Genomic DNA, 17,934 nt, shown 5'->3' with positions numbered 1-17,934 from the left:
GGGTATTATGAAGGAATTTAATCTTGCGGATATTAAATTAAGCAAATATCTATTTTTCACAGGCAAGGGAGGCGTAGGTAAAACATCTACAGCTTGTGCAACAGCAGTGGCTTTAGCAGATGAAGGAAAGAAAGTACTACTGATTAGTACAGACCCTGCTTCAAATCTTCAAGATGTTTTTGAAACAGAATTAGACGGTAAAGCAAAGCCGATTAAAGGAGTAGATAATTTAGAAGTAATCAATCTGGATCCTTTAGAAGCGGCACATAATTATAAAGAAAGTGTTGTAGCACCTTTTCGGGGTAAATTGCCTGATTCTGTTATTGAGAGTATGGAAGAACAGCTATCAGGATCTTGTACAGTGGAGATTGCTGCCTTTAATGAGTTTTCTAATTTCATTACAAATTCTAAGCTCAATACAGACTATAGCCATATTATATTTGATACAGCACCTACAGGTCATACCCTTAGAATGCTACAGCTTCCTTCTGCTTGGACTGATTTTATCAGTAAAAGCACCCATGGAGCATCCTGTTTAGGACAGTTATCAGGATTAGAGGCTAAAAAAGAAATCTATAAAAAGGCGGTTGAAAATTTATCAGATAAGAGTTTAACAACCCTGGTCTTAGTTACAAGGCCGGATAAAACACCACTTAATGAGGTGGCTAGAGCATCAAAGGAGCTATCTGAGATTGGAATAAAAAATCAAATATTAGTGATTAATGGTATCTTAGAAAAGTATGATGATGACTTATCTGAAAGTATATTTAACAAACAAAAGTTAGCCCTTGAAAATATGCCGGATATCTTAACGGAGTTTGATACCTATACAATTGCTTTGAGATCATACAACATTACCGGAATCGACTCTATAAGAAATCTCCTTAAGAAAGATCAAATAAATGAACAAAAAGTGGAAGTAGAAGGCAAACTCTTTAATTTAGATGATGTTGTTAGTGATCTTGTAAAAAATAATAGAAAAGTAATCTTTACTATGGGCAAGGGCGGTGTAGGAAAGACTACTATTGCATCTTCTGTTGCCCTCAAGCTAAGCAAACTTGGTAAAAAGGTACACTTGGCTACAACAGATCCCGCTGACCATATCAAATTTATGATAGATAGTTCAAGTGGAATATCTATGAGTCATATTGATGAAAAAGAAGAATTAAAAAAATATCAAGATGAAGTACTTGGAAATGCAAGAAAAACAATGAGTGAGGATGATGTAGCTTACATTGAGGAAGATTTAAGATCACCATGTACACAGGAAATAGCTGTATTTAGAGCTTTTGCAGAGCTCGTGGAAAAAGCAGACGATGAGATAGTGGTGATTGATACTGCTCCTACGGGTCATACCTTGTTGTTGTTAGACTCAACTTTAAGTTATCACCAAGAAGTTCAAAGAACACAAGGACAGATACCTGAATCTGTAAAAAACTTGTTACCCAGATTAAGGGGAGAGGAAACAGAAGTATTAATCGTTAGTTTGGCGGAGGCTACCCCGTTTTATGAGGCATCTCGATTAGAAGAAGATCTAACAAGGGCATCCATTCATACCAATTGGTGGATTGTTAATTCTTCCTTGTATAAAGTAAATCCCGGTAACAAGATGTTATCTGCTAAAGCAAATGAAGAAGTGAAGTGGATTAACAAAATCTTAGATCATACCTCAGGAAAACTAGCCGTCATTGAATGGACAAAAGAAGACCTTTGTGGTGATAAACTTTATCAGATATAAGAAGAAAAAATGATGAAGAGTTTATACAAAGCATTAAGGAGATGGAAAGTAAGGTTCATAAAATAATTGAGAAAGTTGAGGCGATTTAGAAATGAAGAAAACAAATGGAATTGGTTTTTTTGAAAAAAACCTGACTTTTTGGGTGTTGATTTGTATGGTAATAGGCATATTTATTGGGAAATATTATCCTTCTATTCCGGAATGGTTAGGAAAATTCGAGTTCTATAACGTGTCTATACCAACAACAATTTTACTTTGGATAATGATTTATCCAATGATGTTGAAAATTGATTTTAAGAGTATCAAAGATATAGGAAAAAATCCTAAAGGTCTATTTATTACATGGTTTGTGAATTGGATCATTAAGCCACTCAGCATGTATTTAATTTCTTCCTTATTTTTCTTTATTATTTATAAGGGATTTATAAATAAGGAATTGGCATCAGAATATTTAGCCGGGGCGGTTTTACTCGGAGCTGCACCATGTACCGCAATGGTATTTGTATGGAGCAAGTTAACAAGAGGTGATAGTGCTTATACCTTAGTACAGGTAGCTAGTAACGACTTAATTATTTTGATTGCATATATACCGATTGTGAGCTTCTTATTAAAGGTTGGAAATATAAATATTCCATGGGGAACACTTTTATTGTCCATTGTATTATTTATTGTTGTTCCTCTTGTTTTAAGCATGGTAACTAGAAGTATAATCATTAAAAATAAAGGGGAGGACTACCTAAATAAAACCTTTATCCCTGCATTTGATAAATACACTATGATGGGATTATTGTTGACGTTGATTATAATATTTTCGTTTCAAGGACAGAAGATATTGGATCAGCCAGTAAATATTATCCTTATTGCAATTCCTTTGATCATTCAAACTTTGTTTATATTTGCAATAACATTTTTCATGGCATATTTAGCAAAGCTGCCATTTTCAATTGCAGCTCCCTGTAGCATGATTGGTGCATCAAACTTTTTTGAGCTTTCCGTTGCAGTTTCTATATCTTTATTTGGGTTATTATCAGGAGCAACGCTAACAACCGTAGTAGGTGTTCTGGTTGAGGTTCCTGTTATGTTAGCCTTGGTAAAGTTTGCCAATTCTATGGAAAATAAATTTAATCGTAAATGGTAAATAACCCGTCTGTTCAATAAAAATCTGCCAGCCCTTGGTTGCAAGGTTGATGATATTTTGGAATTTATCAAGGAATGAAAAACCCGTCATAAAGGAAGTGGATAAGATGAATAACGAAATCAAAATATTTGAAGGCAATCAGATACGCTCTGTTTGGGACAACGATAAGGAAGAATGGTATTTCAGTGTTGTCGATGTTGTAGGAACACTAACTGACAGCAAAGACCCGGGAGCATATTGGAGAAAGTTAAAACAAAGATTAAAGGAAGAAGGAAGTGAAGTCGTGACATTTTGTCACGGGTTGAAATTAAAGGCTGCTGACGGGAAAATGAGAGAAAGCGATGTTGCGGACATGCAAGGAATATTCCGTATCATTCAATCTGTGCCATCTCCGAAAGCCGAACCGTTTAAGATGTGGCTGGCTGAAGTCGGAAAAGAACACTTTTCTCAATATGCTTGCTGAGACAGCAACAAAAGATATTGCCAATGCATCTAATCCGCAAGGCTTAGAAGAAAATAAGAAGGTTGCCAAACGAGGCGGTAATGTTGCAAAGGTAGCTAAGGAAACACTTGAACAAGAAACCGGAAAACCTGTCATTACTACAAAGAATGCGATTGACTTCGGAAGACTAATCAGCGATGTAACAAAAGAAATTCCTAATTAATTAATAAAATGCTGAATCTGGGCATGTTATCTCCCATGAAAGGAAAGGGAAAAGATCTCTTTGTAAGGAAATAGGCGTAAGCGTGCGAACCATTAAGTACAGAATAGTAGATTATCAGAAAATAAAGGACTAATATATGCAGAATATTCTCCCTAATAACAAACAACTCTATAACGCCATTTTTGGCTTTGCCATCGGCGATGCCCTTGGCGTTCCTTATGAATTTCAGGAACGGGGAAGCTTCCTTTGCACGGACCTCACAGGCTATGGCTGTCATCATCAGCCGGCAGGAACCTGGTCGGATGATACGTCCATGACCTTGGCGACCCTGAAAAGCCTCAAGGAAAATAACGGGAAAATCCATATCGAGGACATCAGAAAGCGTTTTCTTTCCTGGCTCCGGGAAAATGCCTTTACCGCCAATGGAGAAGTTTTTGATATCGGTCATGCCACCTATGAGGCGCTGACCAGTGGTAAACCCTGCGTAGGGGAGCGCTCCAATGGCAATGGTTCCCTTATGCGTATCCTGCCCTTGGCATTTGTGGAATGTACGGATGAAGAAATAAGAGCCGTTTCCGCCATTACCCACGGGCATTGGATTTCGGAGGAGGCCTGTGTAATCTACGTGCATGTGGCAAAAAGACTGCTTGCCGGAGAGAATATTTTGGATATCCTTCCCACCTTGCAGTATGATAAGCCCTTCGATAGGCTCCATCGAATTCATCAGTTGGATAGTACGGAAATCAGATCCTCAGGATATGTGGTGGACACCTTGGAAGCAGCTTTGTGGGCAATCAGTCACATTGAGGAAAATGAGGAAAGCACGAGGGCTGTAATCAAGTACTATGACAATGATGTTTTAGCGGCTGTGAATCTTGGGGAAGATACGGACACCGTGGGAGCTGTAGCAGGAGGCCTAGCCGCAATTATTCATGGATTGGGGTATAAAGGAGAACAATGGCTTGAAAGATTGAGAAATAAAGAGCTGATATTGGAATGCTTATGGTAGGCCTTTATAATTCTTGATAGCACATAAGTTAAGGGAAAACATTGCGCGTAAAATGGAAGCATCCAAAGGAGGCATTTAACTTGATTATTAACACGGGACAGAGGACGGACATTCCTGCCTTCTATGCGGAATGGTTTGCAAACAGGTTGAAAGAGGGCTTTGTTTGCGTGCGAAATCCCTACAATCCAAGTCAAGTCAGTCGCTATCGCCTTGATCCTTCCGTGGTGGATGTCATTGGTTTTTGCACGAAAAATCCGGCTCCCATGTTCCCGTACATGGAGCTTTTAAGGGCTTATAGACAATACTGGTTTCTTAGCATTACCCCTTATGGAAAAGATATAGAGCCGAATGTGCCGGATAAACATTTACTTATAGAGCATTTCAAACATCTTTCCATGCAGCTGGGAGTGAATTCTATCGGCTGGCGTTACGACCCGATTTTTCTGTCTGAAAGATATAGCAAAGACTATCATTTGAAAGCTTTCGAGCAGATTGCTACGGCATTGGAGGGATATACGAAAACAGCCGTCATCAGTTTTGTAGACCTTTACCCAAAGGTGAAGCGGAACTTTCCGGAGCTTAAGGTTCTTGTGAAGGAAGATAGACTTCTACTGGGAAAGGCTATGATTGAGATTGCTCGTTCCCATGGCATGACATTGAAGCCCTGTGCGGAGGGGAAGGAATTGGCTGAGTATGGGGCAGATTGTGGTGGATGTATGCTTATCAGCGATTATGAGAAAGCCATTGGAAAACGCTTGCATGTACCGAAAAAGAAGGGGGCAAGAGCAGCATGCGCTTGCTATCTTTCCTGCGATATCGGCGCCTATAACAGCTGTAAACACTTTTGTAAATATTGCTATGCTAATGCAGAACCCTCTATCGTTATGAAGCAAAGCCGACTGCATGATCCGAAATCTCCATTCTTAATCGGAAATTACGAGAAAAGTGACAGTATTCATGATGTACCCCAGCAGTCTTGGGCGGACGGACAAATGAGCTTGGAATTATAGCTAAGGAAATATACTTAAGTAATTATAGCGAGAATCAGGAATATCCCCATTTTGCTATTGGAGAAGCTATGGACTGAAAATTTAAGTCGGAAAATTTACCCAATAAAGGAGAAAACAGTTGAAAGAAGTTCAAGAAAACAAAGTACAGGGAAAACAAACAGAAAATATAGGGAAAACAGAACATATAGAACAGACAGAGCAGATGCAAGAGAAAGTGAAAGTCGAGAAGCAAGACAAGCCGAATCATAATAAGTCAGGCAAGAAACAACGCAAGATACTTGCCTTACTCCTTGCCTGCATTTTAGGCATCACAGCGCCCTTTGCCTTTAATACCAAATTGAAAATACAACACTATTCGCTGGAAAGTGAGAAACTGACAGCACCTGTTCGAATTGTCCTCATCACGGATTTACATTCCTGCTCCTATGGGGAAGGGCAACGCGAGCTTATAGACGCGATTCATGCACAGAAGCCGGATATTATTTTACTGGGAGGAGATATTTGTGATGATAAGCTTCCCCATCGGAATACCGAGCTGGTACTTCGTGCTATAGCGGATAAATACCCTTGCTACTACGTTACCGGAAACCATGAGTATTGGAGCCGTGAGATAGAAAAGATACTGAAAATCTTCGAATCCTACAATGTTCCTGTCTTGGAGGGCAGTTTTGATACGATTGATGTGCGCGGGCAAAAATTAAACATATGCGGTATATCAGATCCGGATATTCTTAAGTACACCGATAAGAACTACAGCATTACCGAACAATTGAAAGATGCAGCTGTCGCATCGGAAAATGGGAACTACAGTATCCTTCTTGCCCATCGTCCGGAGTTGATTGACTCCTACTTAAACTATGATTTTGATCTAATCTTAGCGGGACATGCTCATGGCGGACAATGGCGCCTGCCCGGAATCATCAATGGACTCTTCGCGCCGAATCAGGGCTTCTTTCCCCGATATGCCGGGGGAAAATATCGCTTTGACGATTCTTATATGATTGTCAGTCGAGGGCTGGCAAGAGAAAGTACCCGTATTCCGCGAATCTTTAACCGGCCGGAGCTGGTTGTTATAGATCTTTCCTAAACGGAGGGAAAATGCTTTCCCTCTTCACAGAGTATGTTATTTCAATTTATTTTCCCAAAATTTCCACTATCATTTTTTTCCACCCCCCTCTCATCCAAGAAAAGATCTGAACTCACCTCCCTTGTAAATATTGCTATGCCAATGCAGGACCTCTACCGTTATGAAGCAAAGCCGACTGTCTATTTCCGGTCCCTCGTTGACAGTAAATGTAGCGCAACTTATACTGAAGAGCATATAGAGTGGGAAAACGTAAGGAAGTAAGGGAGCAAGGATTCAAGTAAGCAAGGATGGAAGTAAGCAGGTAAGGAAGGGAGAGCAACAATCTCCATACCGAGAAAATAAAATATTTTACGGAGTAACATCATGAAAGTAACATATCTGAACCACAGCGGTTTTTTACTGGAATTAGAAGACTGCTATATTATTTTTGACTATTACAGGGGAGAATTACCGCCTCTGAACAAGAAAAAAGAAGTATTTGTTTTTTGCAGTCATGTCCATGGGGATCATTATAATCCGAAGATTTTTTCCTTGCTCGACGGGCAGGGGATGAGCTATCAGGCGGTATTGGCAAACGATATACGGGATGAAAAGCGTCTGTCCAAGGTCAAGCATTGCTTTGTTGAAGCCGACAAAAGCTATCCGTTGGATCATGGAATTCAGCTTGAGACGCTGCTTTCCAATGATAGCGGAGTTGCCTTTATACTAAAAACAAAGGAAGGCTCTATCTATCATGCCGGGGACTTAAACGACTGGTATTGGGAGGGAGAACCGGAAGAAGATAATCGGAGGCTCCGCGAGATTTATCACAGGGAGATTTCGCGAATCAAGGGCAGACATTTTGACCTTGCCTTCGTTCCCCTTGATCCGAGACTGGAAGCGCACTATGCCGACGGGATTCTGTATTTTCTTGAAAATGTGGATTGCGATGCCATATTTCCGATGCATTACTGGGGAGAGCCCGCTGTGATCCAGCGCTTTCTTACCGAATATCCAAAGTATCGTTCACGGATCAACAACACGGAAACAGCGAAAGGAGAAAAGCTATGAAGTTTAAGATGATTCACGAGAATTTAAATGTATCCGATTTGGATCGTTCCCTTCGATTCTATGAGGAAGCCCTTGATTTACATGAGGTGAGAAGAAAGACCAGCGAAGACTTTATCATAGTGTACTTAAGAAGCGATGTGGGCGATTTTGAGTTGGAACTGACTTGGCTGAAAGACCACCCCCAGGCTTACGACCTGGGAGAGTGTGAATTCCATCTGGCATTTCAGGCGGATAATTTTGAGGAAGCGCACAAGAAGCATCAGGAGATGGGCTGCATTTGCTTTGAAAATGAAGCTATGGGTATTTATTTCATTGAAGACCCGGATGGCTACTGGCTGGAGGTTTTGCCATAAGTTTACCGATTCGAAGCGGGACAAAGAGAGTATTTTCAGAGCACCATCGTGATATATCTTGAGAATATAGCCCATGTAGAGGAATTGGTTGTAAACTGTATTTTCGAAGTTGTGATTGATATCCTATCTATTACTCATTCCTCTAATGAAATTCTAATACTACTGGACAATAATGCTCTAATCGAAAAATTGTCCAGTAGTATTATATTTGTCAAAACCAAAAGCCCTTACCTTTTAGACATGCGTTCTCACATCGCTCTTCTTTAGATACAGAATACCGATGCCCAGTGCAGCGAAAATATAAAAGGAACAGCTTAGGAGGAGAATCGGAAAATTCAGCTCTCCGGTGATAGAAGTACTGCCCATGCCGTAAATCAGGGTGGAATAGGGCAGGGCATAGTAGGCTCCTTTCACGGTTAGGGTAAGGCCGACCAAGCTACCCAGAAATGCCAGCGCAATGGGAAGGGCAAAGGAGTGGAAGAACATGGACAGGGTACTTTGCAGGGCAGTAATTGCGGCAATGGAAAGGATAGCGGAAAGCATTCGCATCCAAAAGATTGCCGGAACAGTTCCCGGAAGGCCAAGGATTTTACCGCTCAGAAGATAAATAAAACTGATCCAGACCATGCAGAGCGTACTGAGGAGGGTTGCTGTAAACAATTTGTCCCGAAGCAGTTTTCCGGGGGAAGTGATGGTTAAAATCAGATTCCAGTTACTGCCTTGATGCTCCATTCGCCACAGAAGACTGCAGAGAATGCCGATGAGGGGAGCCAGGAAAAACATCCCCAGAAACAGAGATTGCTGGGTCCAGAGATCTTCCCAAGTATATTGTAAGACACCCTGATTTTGCGTAAAATTCACCGTTCCAATCAGTGCCGAAATCAGAGGAATCAGAAGGAAAGGAATCCAGATAGGGTTCCTTTTTAACTTGATAAATTCCGGAAACAAACTGCTGTGCATACTGCGACTTACTTTTTGTCTATGGAGAGAAAATAAAGTCTCTCCCTGCTCTGCCCGAGTGAAAAGAAGGAGACCAAGCAAAAATGTGCCGATGAGATAAAGCAGGCTTAGCAAAATATCGGAAATAGGGATAGACCTTAGGCTTAGGCTCATGAGTCTTGATGCTTTGTCATAGTCCATACCGATAGGGCTAAGAGAGAAGAAAACGGACCAGGGAGTCCACATGTCTGTGCTGATAAAGGCCAGAAATAAGCCGGATAGGGTACCGCCGAAGGCAATGGAAAGAGCCGCAAACTGGCTGGAAAACAGTAGGGAAAGCGTGCATTGAAGCTGATACAGAATCATTCCGCCGATAAGTTCCGAGAAGAACAGAACCGGAACAATATGTGACGGAATATCTCCGGTAAAACCTAAGAACTTTCCCCCAAGAAGGACCATACCGATTTGGAAAGTACAAAACAGGACAAGGGCAATAAAACCGAAGAAAAGCTTTCCCAGATAGATAGAAGCTCTGCTTTCCAAGGTGGGAAGAAGGTTCCACATAGCGCCTTTGTGTTCCATGTCCACAGACTGGGAAGCAATTACAGCCATAAGTACGGACAGAACCAGGGTGTTAATTATGGGAAGAGCATAAAAGATATTTAACCATGTCTCGGAATGCGCTTTTGTGCCATAAAACAGATAGGCACAATCCAAAAGCAGAGCTGCGAGGAACAGCAAAGGAAAATGCTTATGGCGCGCTTTTTGAAACTCTATAGAAACGATTTTAGGGATATTGCTTAGGGTATTCATAAAGACTCCTTTCCGCCGGTCATTTCCAGAAATGCCTCTTCCAGACTTTTTCCGTTACATTCCAGGTCCTTAAGAGGACCTTCATAGAGCAGTTTTCCATGGTGAATGATACCGACTTGGCTTGCCATTTGCTCTATTTCACTGAGGAGATGACTGGAAATGATGACCGTCATATTTCTTTCTTTAGGAAGAGATACAATCAACTCCCTAATTTCTTGTATGCCGGCAGGATCCAAGCCGTTTGTGGGCTCATCCAGTATCAGAAGCTTCGGATTTCCCAAAATGGCCATGGCGATACCGAGACGTTGTTTCATACCCAGAGAATAACTGCTGAGCTTTTTATCCCTTTGTTCATAGAGCCGGACGGTTTTCAGTGCCGAGGCAATTTCTTCTTCCTTAACACCCTTTAATTTCTGCACAATCTGCATATTTTCCAGTCCGCTTAAATGCCCGTAACCGCCCGGATTTTCAATGAGACTTCCGGTCTTTTGGAGAAGAGAAAGGCGATTTTTGGAATTTATCGTTTTTCCCAGAAATTGAATTTTTCCTTCGCTCTGGTGAATCAAACCCAGAATCATTTTGAGGGTAGTGCTTTTTCCGGCTCCATTGGGACCTAAAAAGCCGTAAACGCATTTCTCCGGAACAGATAAAGAAAGGTCTTTTACACGGTAGCTGTTTCCGCTTTTTTTGCTAAGATGCTGTGTTTCCAGAATATAGTTCATGATTTTTTCCTCCATGTGTTTGTTTACGAGAGGAGAATAGCGAAGGAAGCTTATGGGAACCTTGTGCGTACCTTATGTTTACCTTAAGAAATGAAAAAAACTATGGGGAAAGAGGGGGAGAAAGGCTATAGTAGAAAAGGTAAGAGCAGACAGCAGCAGGATATAAGCTATAGTAGGATTGATGAGGGCAGTAGTAGAAGAAAGGCTATAGTAAGATTGCTAAGGGCGGACAGTAGCAGGAGACAGAATCATGGAAAAAGAAGATTGTAAAATATTGGTGGTGGACGATGAGAAAGAGCTTAGAGAATTATTGCAGGAACTATTAAGAAAAGAAGGCTATTTTTCGGTGGACACCGCTTCTTCTTGTAAAGAAGCGGAAGCGAAGCTTTCCGAGAATTGCTATCAGCTGATTCTTTTGGATGTCATGCTGACCGATGGCAATGGCTTTGATTTTTATAAACAGCAAAAAAGGGAAGGTCTTCTTTCCGAAGTTCCGGTGATTTTTCTCTCTGCAAGGGACGAGGATAGGGCTCGTTTGCATGGCTTGGGACTGGGCGCGGATGATTACATTACCAAGCCGTTTCTTCCGGAAGAGCTCATCCTGAGAATTGCCGCCGTGCTGAGAAGAACCTGTCATTTGGAGGAGAAGGAGCAGGGCGTGCAGCTTGGGGAATCGCTGGTTTCTATTGATGCAGGAACAGTGATACGACAAGGAGAAAAGCTTTCTCTAACGGCTAAGGAACTGGCGCTTTTTTCCATTCTATACCGTAATAAGGGGAAAATTGTCACTACGGATACCCTCTGCGATGCCCTTTGGCCGGATGGGAATTTCGGATTGGAAAGCTCACTGCTTGTGCATATGCGGCATTTACGGGAAAAGATAGAAAAAGAGCCATCTAAACCCGTATTTTTACTGACCGTAAGAGGCCTTGGTTATAAATTGGAGATAGGAAGATGAGAGGGAATAGAGAACGGAAAATTCAGCTGATTGCTCTGGTGCTTCTGCTCACAATTTTTTTACTGTTTGCAGACCTTTTGATTTTTGGGATTTTTGTGTCCCGAAACGGTATGCCATATTATCCCGACAGTGAGGAGATTATGGAGCATTTACATAAGGAAAATGACGAGTACCGCTTAGAGGAAGAGGAAGCCGAAAAGCTGTCCGGGGCACAGCAATTTGCCATGCTCCTTGACAATGGAGGCAATATCCTATGGAGCGAGTTTTTGCCGAAAGAGCTTCGGAAAAGCTATACCTTACAGGATGTGGCAAAGTTTACCCGTTATTATCTGGAAGATTATCCGGTGCGTACCTATGTGGTTCCGGAAGGCTTATTGATTATCGGACAAAAGAAAGAGCAGATTTGGAAATATACTCTGGAATACAAAGAGGGAGTTATCCGAAATCTCATTGAGTTTCTGCCGCTTTTTTTGCTTTTCAATGCGCTGATTCTAGTTTCCGTTCCCATATGGATACAGAAGAAACGGGCAAAGCAAAAAGAGGAAGAGCGTACGGAATGGATTGCCGGGGTTTCCCATGATATTCGGACACCCCTTGCCATTGTTCTGGGAAATGCGGAAATGATTGCAGCTACCACGGAATCGGAAGAAATCAAAGATCGTGCGCTAAGGATTGAGAAGCAGGGACTTCGTCTTCGTCGCCTTGTAGAGAACCTGAATCTTTTCAGTAAGCTTTCTTTTGGCTATGGGAACTTGGAAAAAGAAAAAATCCAAGTGAGCCGTTTTCTTCGAAAGACGATTACGGAAATGCGGAATCAAACAGAGGATGAAAGGGTGCAGTTTACCTTGGATATCGAGGAAGATTTGCAGGGCTTGGTACTGGGCTTTAATGAAAATCTGATGGAAAGAGCACTGATGAACTTATTATACAACGCAGTGCAGCATAATCCGGAGGGATGCGAGATAACAGTGAAGTTATATCAGGATGAGAAAGCCCACGTGTTTCTCCAGGTGGAGGATAATGGCTGCGGTTTAGAGAAAGCCGCTCTGAAAAGACTGAACAAAAAAAACTATGAGTGGGAGCCCAGCACAGGACAGCACGGCTTGGGATTAAAAATTGTAAAACAGGTGATTAGCCGTCACCGATGGAAAGTGCAGTTTAGAGAAGGTAGTCAGGGCGGATTTTTGTGCCGCATACAGATGAGATAAAATGATTGCTAAGGGATAAAGGCGTAGGAAGAGCAACAAAATATATCAGACTGAAATAAAAATCATATTAAATTGACTCGCATTGTGCAAAGGTCTAAGATATCCCTGTAAATAGTAGAGGAGGGTGAAAGATATGATTTTAAATAATGAGAAGAGATTGAAACCTACGACAAAGACTGCCGGTGTGGAACAAGAGTTTCAGAAAATTGCCGGGGAAGATGCTTCTTTGGTCTTAGAGGAATTAGGCTGCACGACAAATGGAATTAGCGACGAGGAACGGGAAGAAAGACTGGAGAAGTACGGCTATAACGACCTTTCCGCCATGCAGAAGCATGGCGTATTCTATTTTTTATTTCACAGCTTTACCGATGCTTTTATTATTGTTCTGCTAGTTTTGGCTATCGTTACCTTTGTTGTGGAAAGGGATATTCTGTCCGGAGTCATTATCCTGGTACTGGCCTGTATGAGTGCGGTGATTCGATTTACCCAGGACTACGGTTCCTATCTGGATATGCAGAAGCTAAAGGATATGGAGCACGATACGGTAAGAATCCGGATTCCGGGAAAGGACGGCACGGAAATAAGAGAAGTGCCGGTGGAAGAGGTGGTACCCGGGGATATACAGCTTATCGGCTCAGGAGATATCGTGTGCGGAGACCTCTATCTTCTGGAAAGTAGAGACTTGTTCCTTTCGGTTTCCGCCTTTACGGGAGAATCCATTCCGGTGGAGAAATATACCGGGGTGGATCAGAGAATTGTTAATGCTGCAGAACTAAACAACCTCTGCTTAGGCGGTTCCACGGTGAATTCCGGCACCGGAGTCGGCATCGTAGTGCGGACCGGAAAGAATTCCTATCTGGGGAAAATTTCCTCCACTATCCATACACAGAAGAAAGAAACGGATTTTGATAAGAGCCTATCGAAGATAACCAGAATCCTGATTAGCTACATGATTGTGGTGGTTCTTTTTGTATTGCTTATTAACGGTCTTGTGAAGAAAAACTGGTTGGAAGCCTTTTTATTTTCTATCTCCGTTGCGGTGGGCATTACCCCGGGAATGTTACCGATGATTGTGAACGGAACCCTTGCCAAAGGCGCGAAGTTCCTGGCAAAGAAGAAGACCATTGTAAAGAACATGTCCGCCATTCAAAATTTAGGAGCCATCGATGTGCTGTGTACCGATAAGACCGGAACCCTTACCATGGACAATGTTGTTTTGCAGAAGTATATCAATGTCAATGGAGAGGATTCCTATGTGGTTTTGAACTATGCATGGATGAATGCATACTATTCTACAGGGGTAAAAAACCTCATTGACCGGGCCATCTTATCCTATGGTGCGGAAAGCGATGTGCAAAAATATGCCGGAGGCTATGTGAAGTCCGATGAGATTCCCTACGATTTTGAACGTCGTAGAATGAGTGTGGTGATTTCCAATCCGGGGGGAGAACATTTGGGAGAGGAGACAGAAGAAATTCTTCCCAAGCCCCAGGATGAGGTATTGATTACCAAAGGAGCGTTGGAATCTGTATTGGCCTGTTGCAGCCGTATTCGGGTGAAGAAGGAATACATGGACATTCAGGAAGAAGACCTTCAGAAGATCAATGCCCTTTCCGAGAAGTTAAATCATGAGGGAATGCACGTCATTGGAGTTGCCGCAAAGAGGAAAAATGCAGGAGACACCGCTGTTTTCCATGCGGAGGACGAAACGGATATGACCTTCCTGGGCATTATCGCCTTCCTGGATCCGCCCAAGCCGGATGCCAAGGAAGCCATTCATGGACTGTATGATGCAGGCGTACAGGTAAAGGTCATTTCCGGCGATGCCCCCGTTGTGGTGGAGCACGTATGTAGGCTGGTAGGCATGAAGGTAGGAGAACAAAATGCGGTAACCGGCTCCGACTTGGAAAAGATGAGCGAGGAAGAGCTATCCGCCGTTGTAGAGAAAAAAGACATTTTCGCCCGTCTCTCTCCTATGCAGAAGCAACGAGTGGTGGATGCCCTTCGGAAAAACGGACATGTGGTGGGCTATATGGGAGACGGTGTAAATGATGCGCCCAGTCTTCATGATGCGGATGTAGGCATTTCCGTGGACAATGCCACAGACGTTGCCAAGGCCAGCGCGGACATTATCCTCTTGGAGAAGAGCTTAACCGTCATTTTGAACGGTATCTATGAAGGAAGACGAATCTACGGAAATATTCTGAAATACATGAAAATGGCATTATCCGGTAATTTCGGAAATGTGTTCTCTGTATTGATTGCCTCGATATTCTTGCCATTTTTGCCCATCCTGCCCCTGCAGATTTTGATTCAAAATCTGATTTATGACTTTACGCAGATTGCGATTCCCTGGGACAATGTGGACGAAGAATTCCTGCAAAAACCCCATAAGTGGAACAGTGCTTCTCTGGTGTCTTTTATGAATGTGATGGGTGGCGTGTCCTCCGTATTCGATGTGATGACCTTCCTGGTACTTTGGTTCCTCTTGGGCTATAACAGCCTTTCCATGCAGAACTACTTCCAGACAGGATGGTTTGTAGAAGGCTTGATTTCCCAAATCCTGATTGTGCAGTTCATTCGTACCTCGAAGCGACCTATTCTGGATTCCAAGTGCGACTCCAGACTGGCGCTGGCTTCGGCACTGGGCATTTTTGCGGCCATTTCCATTCCCTATCTTTTTCATAATCTGGACAATACGGTATTTACGGAAATGCCCATGGCGTATTTTGCGTATTTGCTTCTTATTCTTGCACTTTATAGCTTTACCATCGAAACAGTGAAGAAGCTATATATTAAGAAATATGGGGAGTGGCTATAAGGCAAGAAGGAAATTAAGAAAGCTTGTATGCGGTACAGGTCATAAAGGTGGCACGCTCTCGCTAACTTCGCCCTGCAGGGGTACTAAGCGAAAAACTTCATTGACATTCGTTTTTCGCAAGTACCCGCGGGCTCAGATTACCCCCTTTTCTGACCTATACCGCATCCAAGCAGGCACTATTCCAGTTCCATTGGCAACTTTTCAAAAAATATGTTTTGCCAAGCTTGCTTTAATTGATTTTCCCGAATGAGGTAAGGCTGAACGGCAATGTATTTCGGGATATCTTCACTAACTAAAGATTTAGCCAAAACTCTTCCTGCTGCTTGGCCTTGTTCATAGGGACGCTGTGTACTGATTCCTTTAACAATTCCTTCTTTCATTTTTTCGGCAATTTCATAATCCAGGTCCGTTGTGAAAACAGCAATATCTTTTCGATTTAATTTGTCTAAGGCTTTAATAGCTAACAAGGCGGGCTGATCCCAGCTCACGTATAAGCTGGAAATTTCAGGATGCGCATGAACTAAGTCTGAACAGATGGAATAAGTGTTTTCTATCGAGTAAAAATTTTTTTGTGCTACTACATTTACAGAAGGATAGTGTGTAAGAAGTGTTTTAAGAACCATGCTATCTCTTTCAGAGGTACCATAAAAATTTGCGCCGTGGGTAATAAGGGCAGTATTCTTAATGGTCTTATTTTCCAGATAATCGCCTATCATTTTCCCAATATTATAACCATTTTCATGTTCATCCACGGAAATACAAGAAACATAATTATTTTTATCAAATCCTTTAGGGATATTACTTAAGAGAATTACTCTTGTGTGTTTGGATAATTCTTCAAAGGCCGAACTGGTTTCTATATCGTCTACAGGTATTGCAATTACCGCATCCGGATTTTGATGTTGGATGCTCTCTAATTGAATCTTTTGTAGCATGGGATCAAAATGTGCGTCCATAATGGAGATGATTTCGATGCCATACTTTTCTAATTCGTCTCGTATTCCTTTCTGGTGTAATTTTGCCCATGCAGTTCCGGTGTAGTGGAAAGAAATTGCTACTCTGTACTTTCCGGTAACTAATTGTACTTTTTCACGTTGAGAAATTCTAATTCGATCTAATGATGTGGGATCTTCTCCTCTTGGACCCTGATGTAAAATACGTATGGAGTTATTGGGACGAAAATCGACATTAACATATTGGGTATTTTCAACTTTCTTTCCTTCATGGAGACAGAGAAGCGTTTCGAAAGAAGTTTTTGCCAGCTGAGCAGTATTCCGTCTGATGTGGGATAAATCTGAGGAAAACGCATCGGAGGAATTCTGGTCATCCCAACCGATTACGGAAATATCCTTTGGGCAGTCTATCTCAAAAAAATGCAATGCCTTCATAAGCAATGAGGTTATGGGATTGTCACAAGCTATAATGGCTGTAACAGAAGGAGATAATTCTTTCCGTATTTGCGAAAAAATTGACTCCTCAGATTCCATCAATGAAATCTTCACAATATGGGGTACTAAAGATGTATCAAAGTCATTCAGTTCTTTTTGATAATAATGCATTACATTTTCAGTGGTACTGGAAGGTGTTTGATTGACAAGTAATAAAATGTTTCTATGTCCTTTTTCCAATAGTGCTGAAGTGGCTTGAGGGATTGCGCTGGAATAATCGGAAAGAATTTTATAGCAAAAATTACTGCTGCAATTGTTTTCGATCAATACAAAGGGAGTATTGCTTTTTATCAAAGGAATAAAATTTTTATCATCCATGGAACAGGGAGCAATGATGAGCCCTAATGTTTTTTTACTGGATAAGGTGTTCAATATCATTTGCTTTTCAAGTTCAGTATCATTATTAGAGATGGAAAGCAATAACTGATATCCCCTTTTCACAAGAATTGCATGTAGTTCAGTAAAAAATAAGATATAAAATGTATTCTTGAGATTAGGGACAAGAAGCAAAATTTGGGAATTGGATCCGGGAATTAAGTTATGATCTTTGGATTTTCTTTGGTAGCCGCATTCCTTTATAATTGCTTCTACTTTTTCCTGTAAACTTGGAGAAACATAACGAGTATGGTTAAGAACATGAGAAACGGTGGCTATAGAGACCCCTGCTTTCTTAGCAATTTCCTGTAAATTCATTTTCCTAATCTCCAATCTGTTATAGTATATATTGTTCTTTTCTTATCTGTCGTAATGATATTTTTTTTGCTGACTTCATCACTGAAGTTTTACGTAAAAAAATAATTTCGAAAACTATCCATAGGCGATATGCATATAATTAGTGTTGCATTGTGACGAAAATTATGCAATATGGAATGATTATATTGCAATGACTTATATAGATTAGTACTATTTACATATATCACAAGGACGTAAACTTAATCAAGATTAAATTTACGTAAATTTAAAGTACTAAGGAGG

General features: G+C 41.5%; 15 protein-coding genes. 12 read left to right on the top strand and 3 right to left on the bottom strand.

The annotated features are described in order from the left end of the window. Positions 1-7: 7 nt before the first annotated feature. From arsA to HNQ46_RS10280, 9 genes are all read left to right on the top strand, one after another. Positions 8-1,738, top strand: coding sequence for an arsenical pump-driving ATPase (gene arsA, locus HNQ46_RS10315; protein ID WP_183684614.1), 1,731 nt, complete (start codon positions 8-10; stop codon positions 1,736-1,738). A 91-nt stretch (positions 1,739-1,829) separates the two neighbouring features. Next, a complete protein-coding gene (arsB, locus tag HNQ46_RS10310; RefSeq protein WP_183684613.1) occupies positions 1,830-2,876 on the top strand; it encodes an ACR3 family arsenite efflux transporter in 1,047 nt (348 codons plus the stop codon). 106 nt (positions 2,877-2,982) lie between these two features. Next, positions 2,983-3,339: a Bro-N domain-containing protein gene (locus HNQ46_RS12410; protein ID WP_330604590.1), complete on the top strand. Its 357-nt coding sequence runs from the start codon at positions 2,983-2,985 to the stop codon at positions 3,337-3,339. Further along, positions 3,329-3,541: a hypothetical protein gene (locus HNQ46_RS12405; protein ID WP_330604589.1), complete on the top strand. Its 213-nt coding sequence runs from the start codon at positions 3,329-3,331 to the stop codon at positions 3,539-3,541. Before HNQ46_RS12410 ends, HNQ46_RS12405 begins: the two co-directional genes overlap by 11 nt. A 136-nt stretch (positions 3,542-3,677) precedes the next feature. Further along, positions 3,678-4,550 (top strand): ADP-ribosylglycohydrolase family protein, encoded by an 873-nt coding sequence (locus HNQ46_RS10300; protein WP_183684612.1) that lies wholly within the window; start codon positions 3,678-3,680, stop codon positions 4,548-4,550. Positions 4,551-4,630: 80 nt separating this feature from the next. Next, positions 4,631-5,560, top strand: coding sequence for a DUF1848 domain-containing protein (locus HNQ46_RS10295; protein WP_183684611.1), 930 nt, complete (start codon positions 4,631-4,633; stop codon positions 5,558-5,560). A 118-nt stretch (positions 5,561-5,678) separates the two neighbouring features. Further along, positions 5,679-6,647: a metallophosphoesterase gene (locus HNQ46_RS10290; protein WP_183684610.1), complete on the top strand. Its 969-nt coding sequence runs from the start codon at positions 5,679-5,681 to the stop codon at positions 6,645-6,647. 363 nt (positions 6,648-7,010) lie between these two features. Further along, positions 7,011-7,697 (top strand): MBL fold metallo-hydrolase, encoded by a 687-nt coding sequence (locus tag HNQ46_RS10285; RefSeq protein WP_183684609.1) that lies wholly within the window; start codon positions 7,011-7,013, stop codon positions 7,695-7,697. Next, positions 7,694-8,050, top strand: coding sequence for a VOC family protein (locus HNQ46_RS10280; protein WP_183684608.1), 357 nt, complete (start codon positions 7,694-7,696; stop codon positions 8,048-8,050). The genes HNQ46_RS10285 and HNQ46_RS10280 overlap by 4 nt, the downstream gene beginning before the upstream one ends. Before the next feature lie 234 nt (positions 8,051-8,284). On the opposite strand, the gene HNQ46_RS10275 is transcribed toward HNQ46_RS10280, so the two are convergent. Both HNQ46_RS10275 and HNQ46_RS10270 read right to left on the bottom strand, forming a co-directional pair. Beyond that, positions 8,285-9,802, bottom strand: coding sequence for an ABC transporter permease (locus HNQ46_RS10275; protein ID WP_183684607.1), 1,518 nt, complete (start codon positions 9,800-9,802; stop codon positions 8,285-8,287). Continuing rightward, a complete protein-coding gene (locus HNQ46_RS10270) occupies positions 9,799-10,527 on the bottom strand; it encodes an ABC transporter ATP-binding protein (protein WP_183684672.1) in 729 nt (242 codons plus the stop codon). Before HNQ46_RS10270 ends, HNQ46_RS10275 begins: the two co-directional genes overlap by 4 nt. Positions 10,528-10,774: 247 nt before the next feature. Here HNQ46_RS10270 and HNQ46_RS10265 point away from each other — a divergent pair, with 247 nt between their 5' ends. The 3 genes from HNQ46_RS10265 (at position 10,775) to mgtA (ending at position 15,511) form a co-directional block, all read left to right on the top strand. Continuing rightward, positions 10,775-11,482 (top strand): response regulator transcription factor, encoded by a 708-nt coding sequence (locus HNQ46_RS10265; protein ID WP_183684606.1) that lies wholly within the window; start codon positions 10,775-10,777, stop codon positions 11,480-11,482. Beyond that, positions 11,479-12,690, top strand: a complete 1,212-nt coding sequence (locus tag HNQ46_RS10260) for a sensor histidine kinase (RefSeq protein WP_183684605.1) — start codon at positions 11,479-11,481, stop codon at positions 12,688-12,690. Before HNQ46_RS10265 ends, HNQ46_RS10260 begins: the two co-directional genes overlap by 4 nt. Before the next feature lie 133 nt (positions 12,691-12,823). Continuing rightward, positions 12,824-15,511 (top strand): magnesium-translocating P-type ATPase, encoded by a 2,688-nt coding sequence (gene mgtA, locus HNQ46_RS10255; RefSeq protein WP_183684604.1) that lies wholly within the window; start codon positions 12,824-12,826, stop codon positions 15,509-15,511. Positions 15,512-15,687: 176 nt separating this feature from the next. Here the strand turns inward: mgtA and HNQ46_RS10250 are convergent, their stop codons facing one another. Continuing rightward, positions 15,688-17,652, bottom strand: a complete 1,965-nt coding sequence (locus HNQ46_RS10250; protein WP_183684603.1) for a LacI family DNA-binding transcriptional regulator — start codon at positions 17,650-17,652, stop codon at positions 15,688-15,690. Between the last annotated feature and the right edge of the window lie 282 nt (positions 17,653-17,934).

It is taken from the genome of Oribacterium sinus (genome assembly GCF_014202695.1).
GTDB classification, from domain to species: domain Bacteria; phylum Bacillota; class Clostridia; order Lachnospirales; family Lachnospiraceae; genus Oribacterium; species Oribacterium sinus.
The sequence above is the reverse complement of the archived record's forward strand: the minus strand, read 5'-3'. Positions and strand labels throughout refer to the sequence as shown.

What these genes read in the sequence shown, in the direction of transcription:
- arsA (WP_183684614.1), top strand. Translation starts at nt 8, where the DNA reads ATGAAGGAATTTAATCTTGCGGATATTAAATTAAGCAAATATCTATTT.
- arsB (WP_183684613.1), top strand. Translation starts at nt 1,830, where the DNA reads ATGAAGAAAACAAATGGAATTGGTTTTTTTGAAAAAAACCTGACTTTT.
- HNQ46_RS12410 (WP_330604590.1), top strand. Translation starts at nt 2,983, where the DNA reads ATGAATAACGAAATCAAAATATTTGAAGGCAATCAGATACGCTCTGTT.
- HNQ46_RS12405 (WP_330604589.1), top strand. Translation starts at nt 3,329, where the DNA reads ATGCTTGCTGAGACAGCAACAAAAGATATTGCCAATGCATCTAATCCG.
- HNQ46_RS10300 (WP_183684612.1), top strand. Translation starts at nt 3,678, where the DNA reads ATGCAGAATATTCTCCCTAATAACAAACAACTCTATAACGCCATTTTT.
- HNQ46_RS10285 (WP_183684609.1), top strand. Translation starts at nt 7,011, where the DNA reads ATGAAAGTAACATATCTGAACCACAGCGGTTTTTTACTGGAATTAGAA.
- HNQ46_RS10280 (WP_183684608.1), top strand. Translation starts at nt 7,694, where the DNA reads ATGAAGTTTAAGATGATTCACGAGAATTTAAATGTATCCGATTTGGAT.
- HNQ46_RS10275 (WP_183684607.1), bottom strand. Translation starts at nt 9,802, where the DNA reads ATGAATACCCTAAGCAATATCCCTAAAATCGTTTCTATAGAGTTTCAA.
- HNQ46_RS10265 (WP_183684606.1), top strand. Translation starts at nt 10,775, where the DNA reads ATGGAAAAAGAAGATTGTAAAATATTGGTGGTGGACGATGAGAAAGAG.
- HNQ46_RS10260 (WP_183684605.1), top strand. Translation starts at nt 11,479, where the DNA reads ATGAGAGGGAATAGAGAACGGAAAATTCAGCTGATTGCTCTGGTGCTT.
- mgtA (WP_183684604.1), top strand. Translation starts at nt 12,824, where the DNA reads ATGATTTTAAATAATGAGAAGAGATTGAAACCTACGACAAAGACTGCC.
- HNQ46_RS10250 (WP_183684603.1), bottom strand. Translation starts at nt 17,652, where the DNA reads ATGAATTTACAGGAAATTGCTAAGAAAGCAGGGGTCTCTATAGCCACC.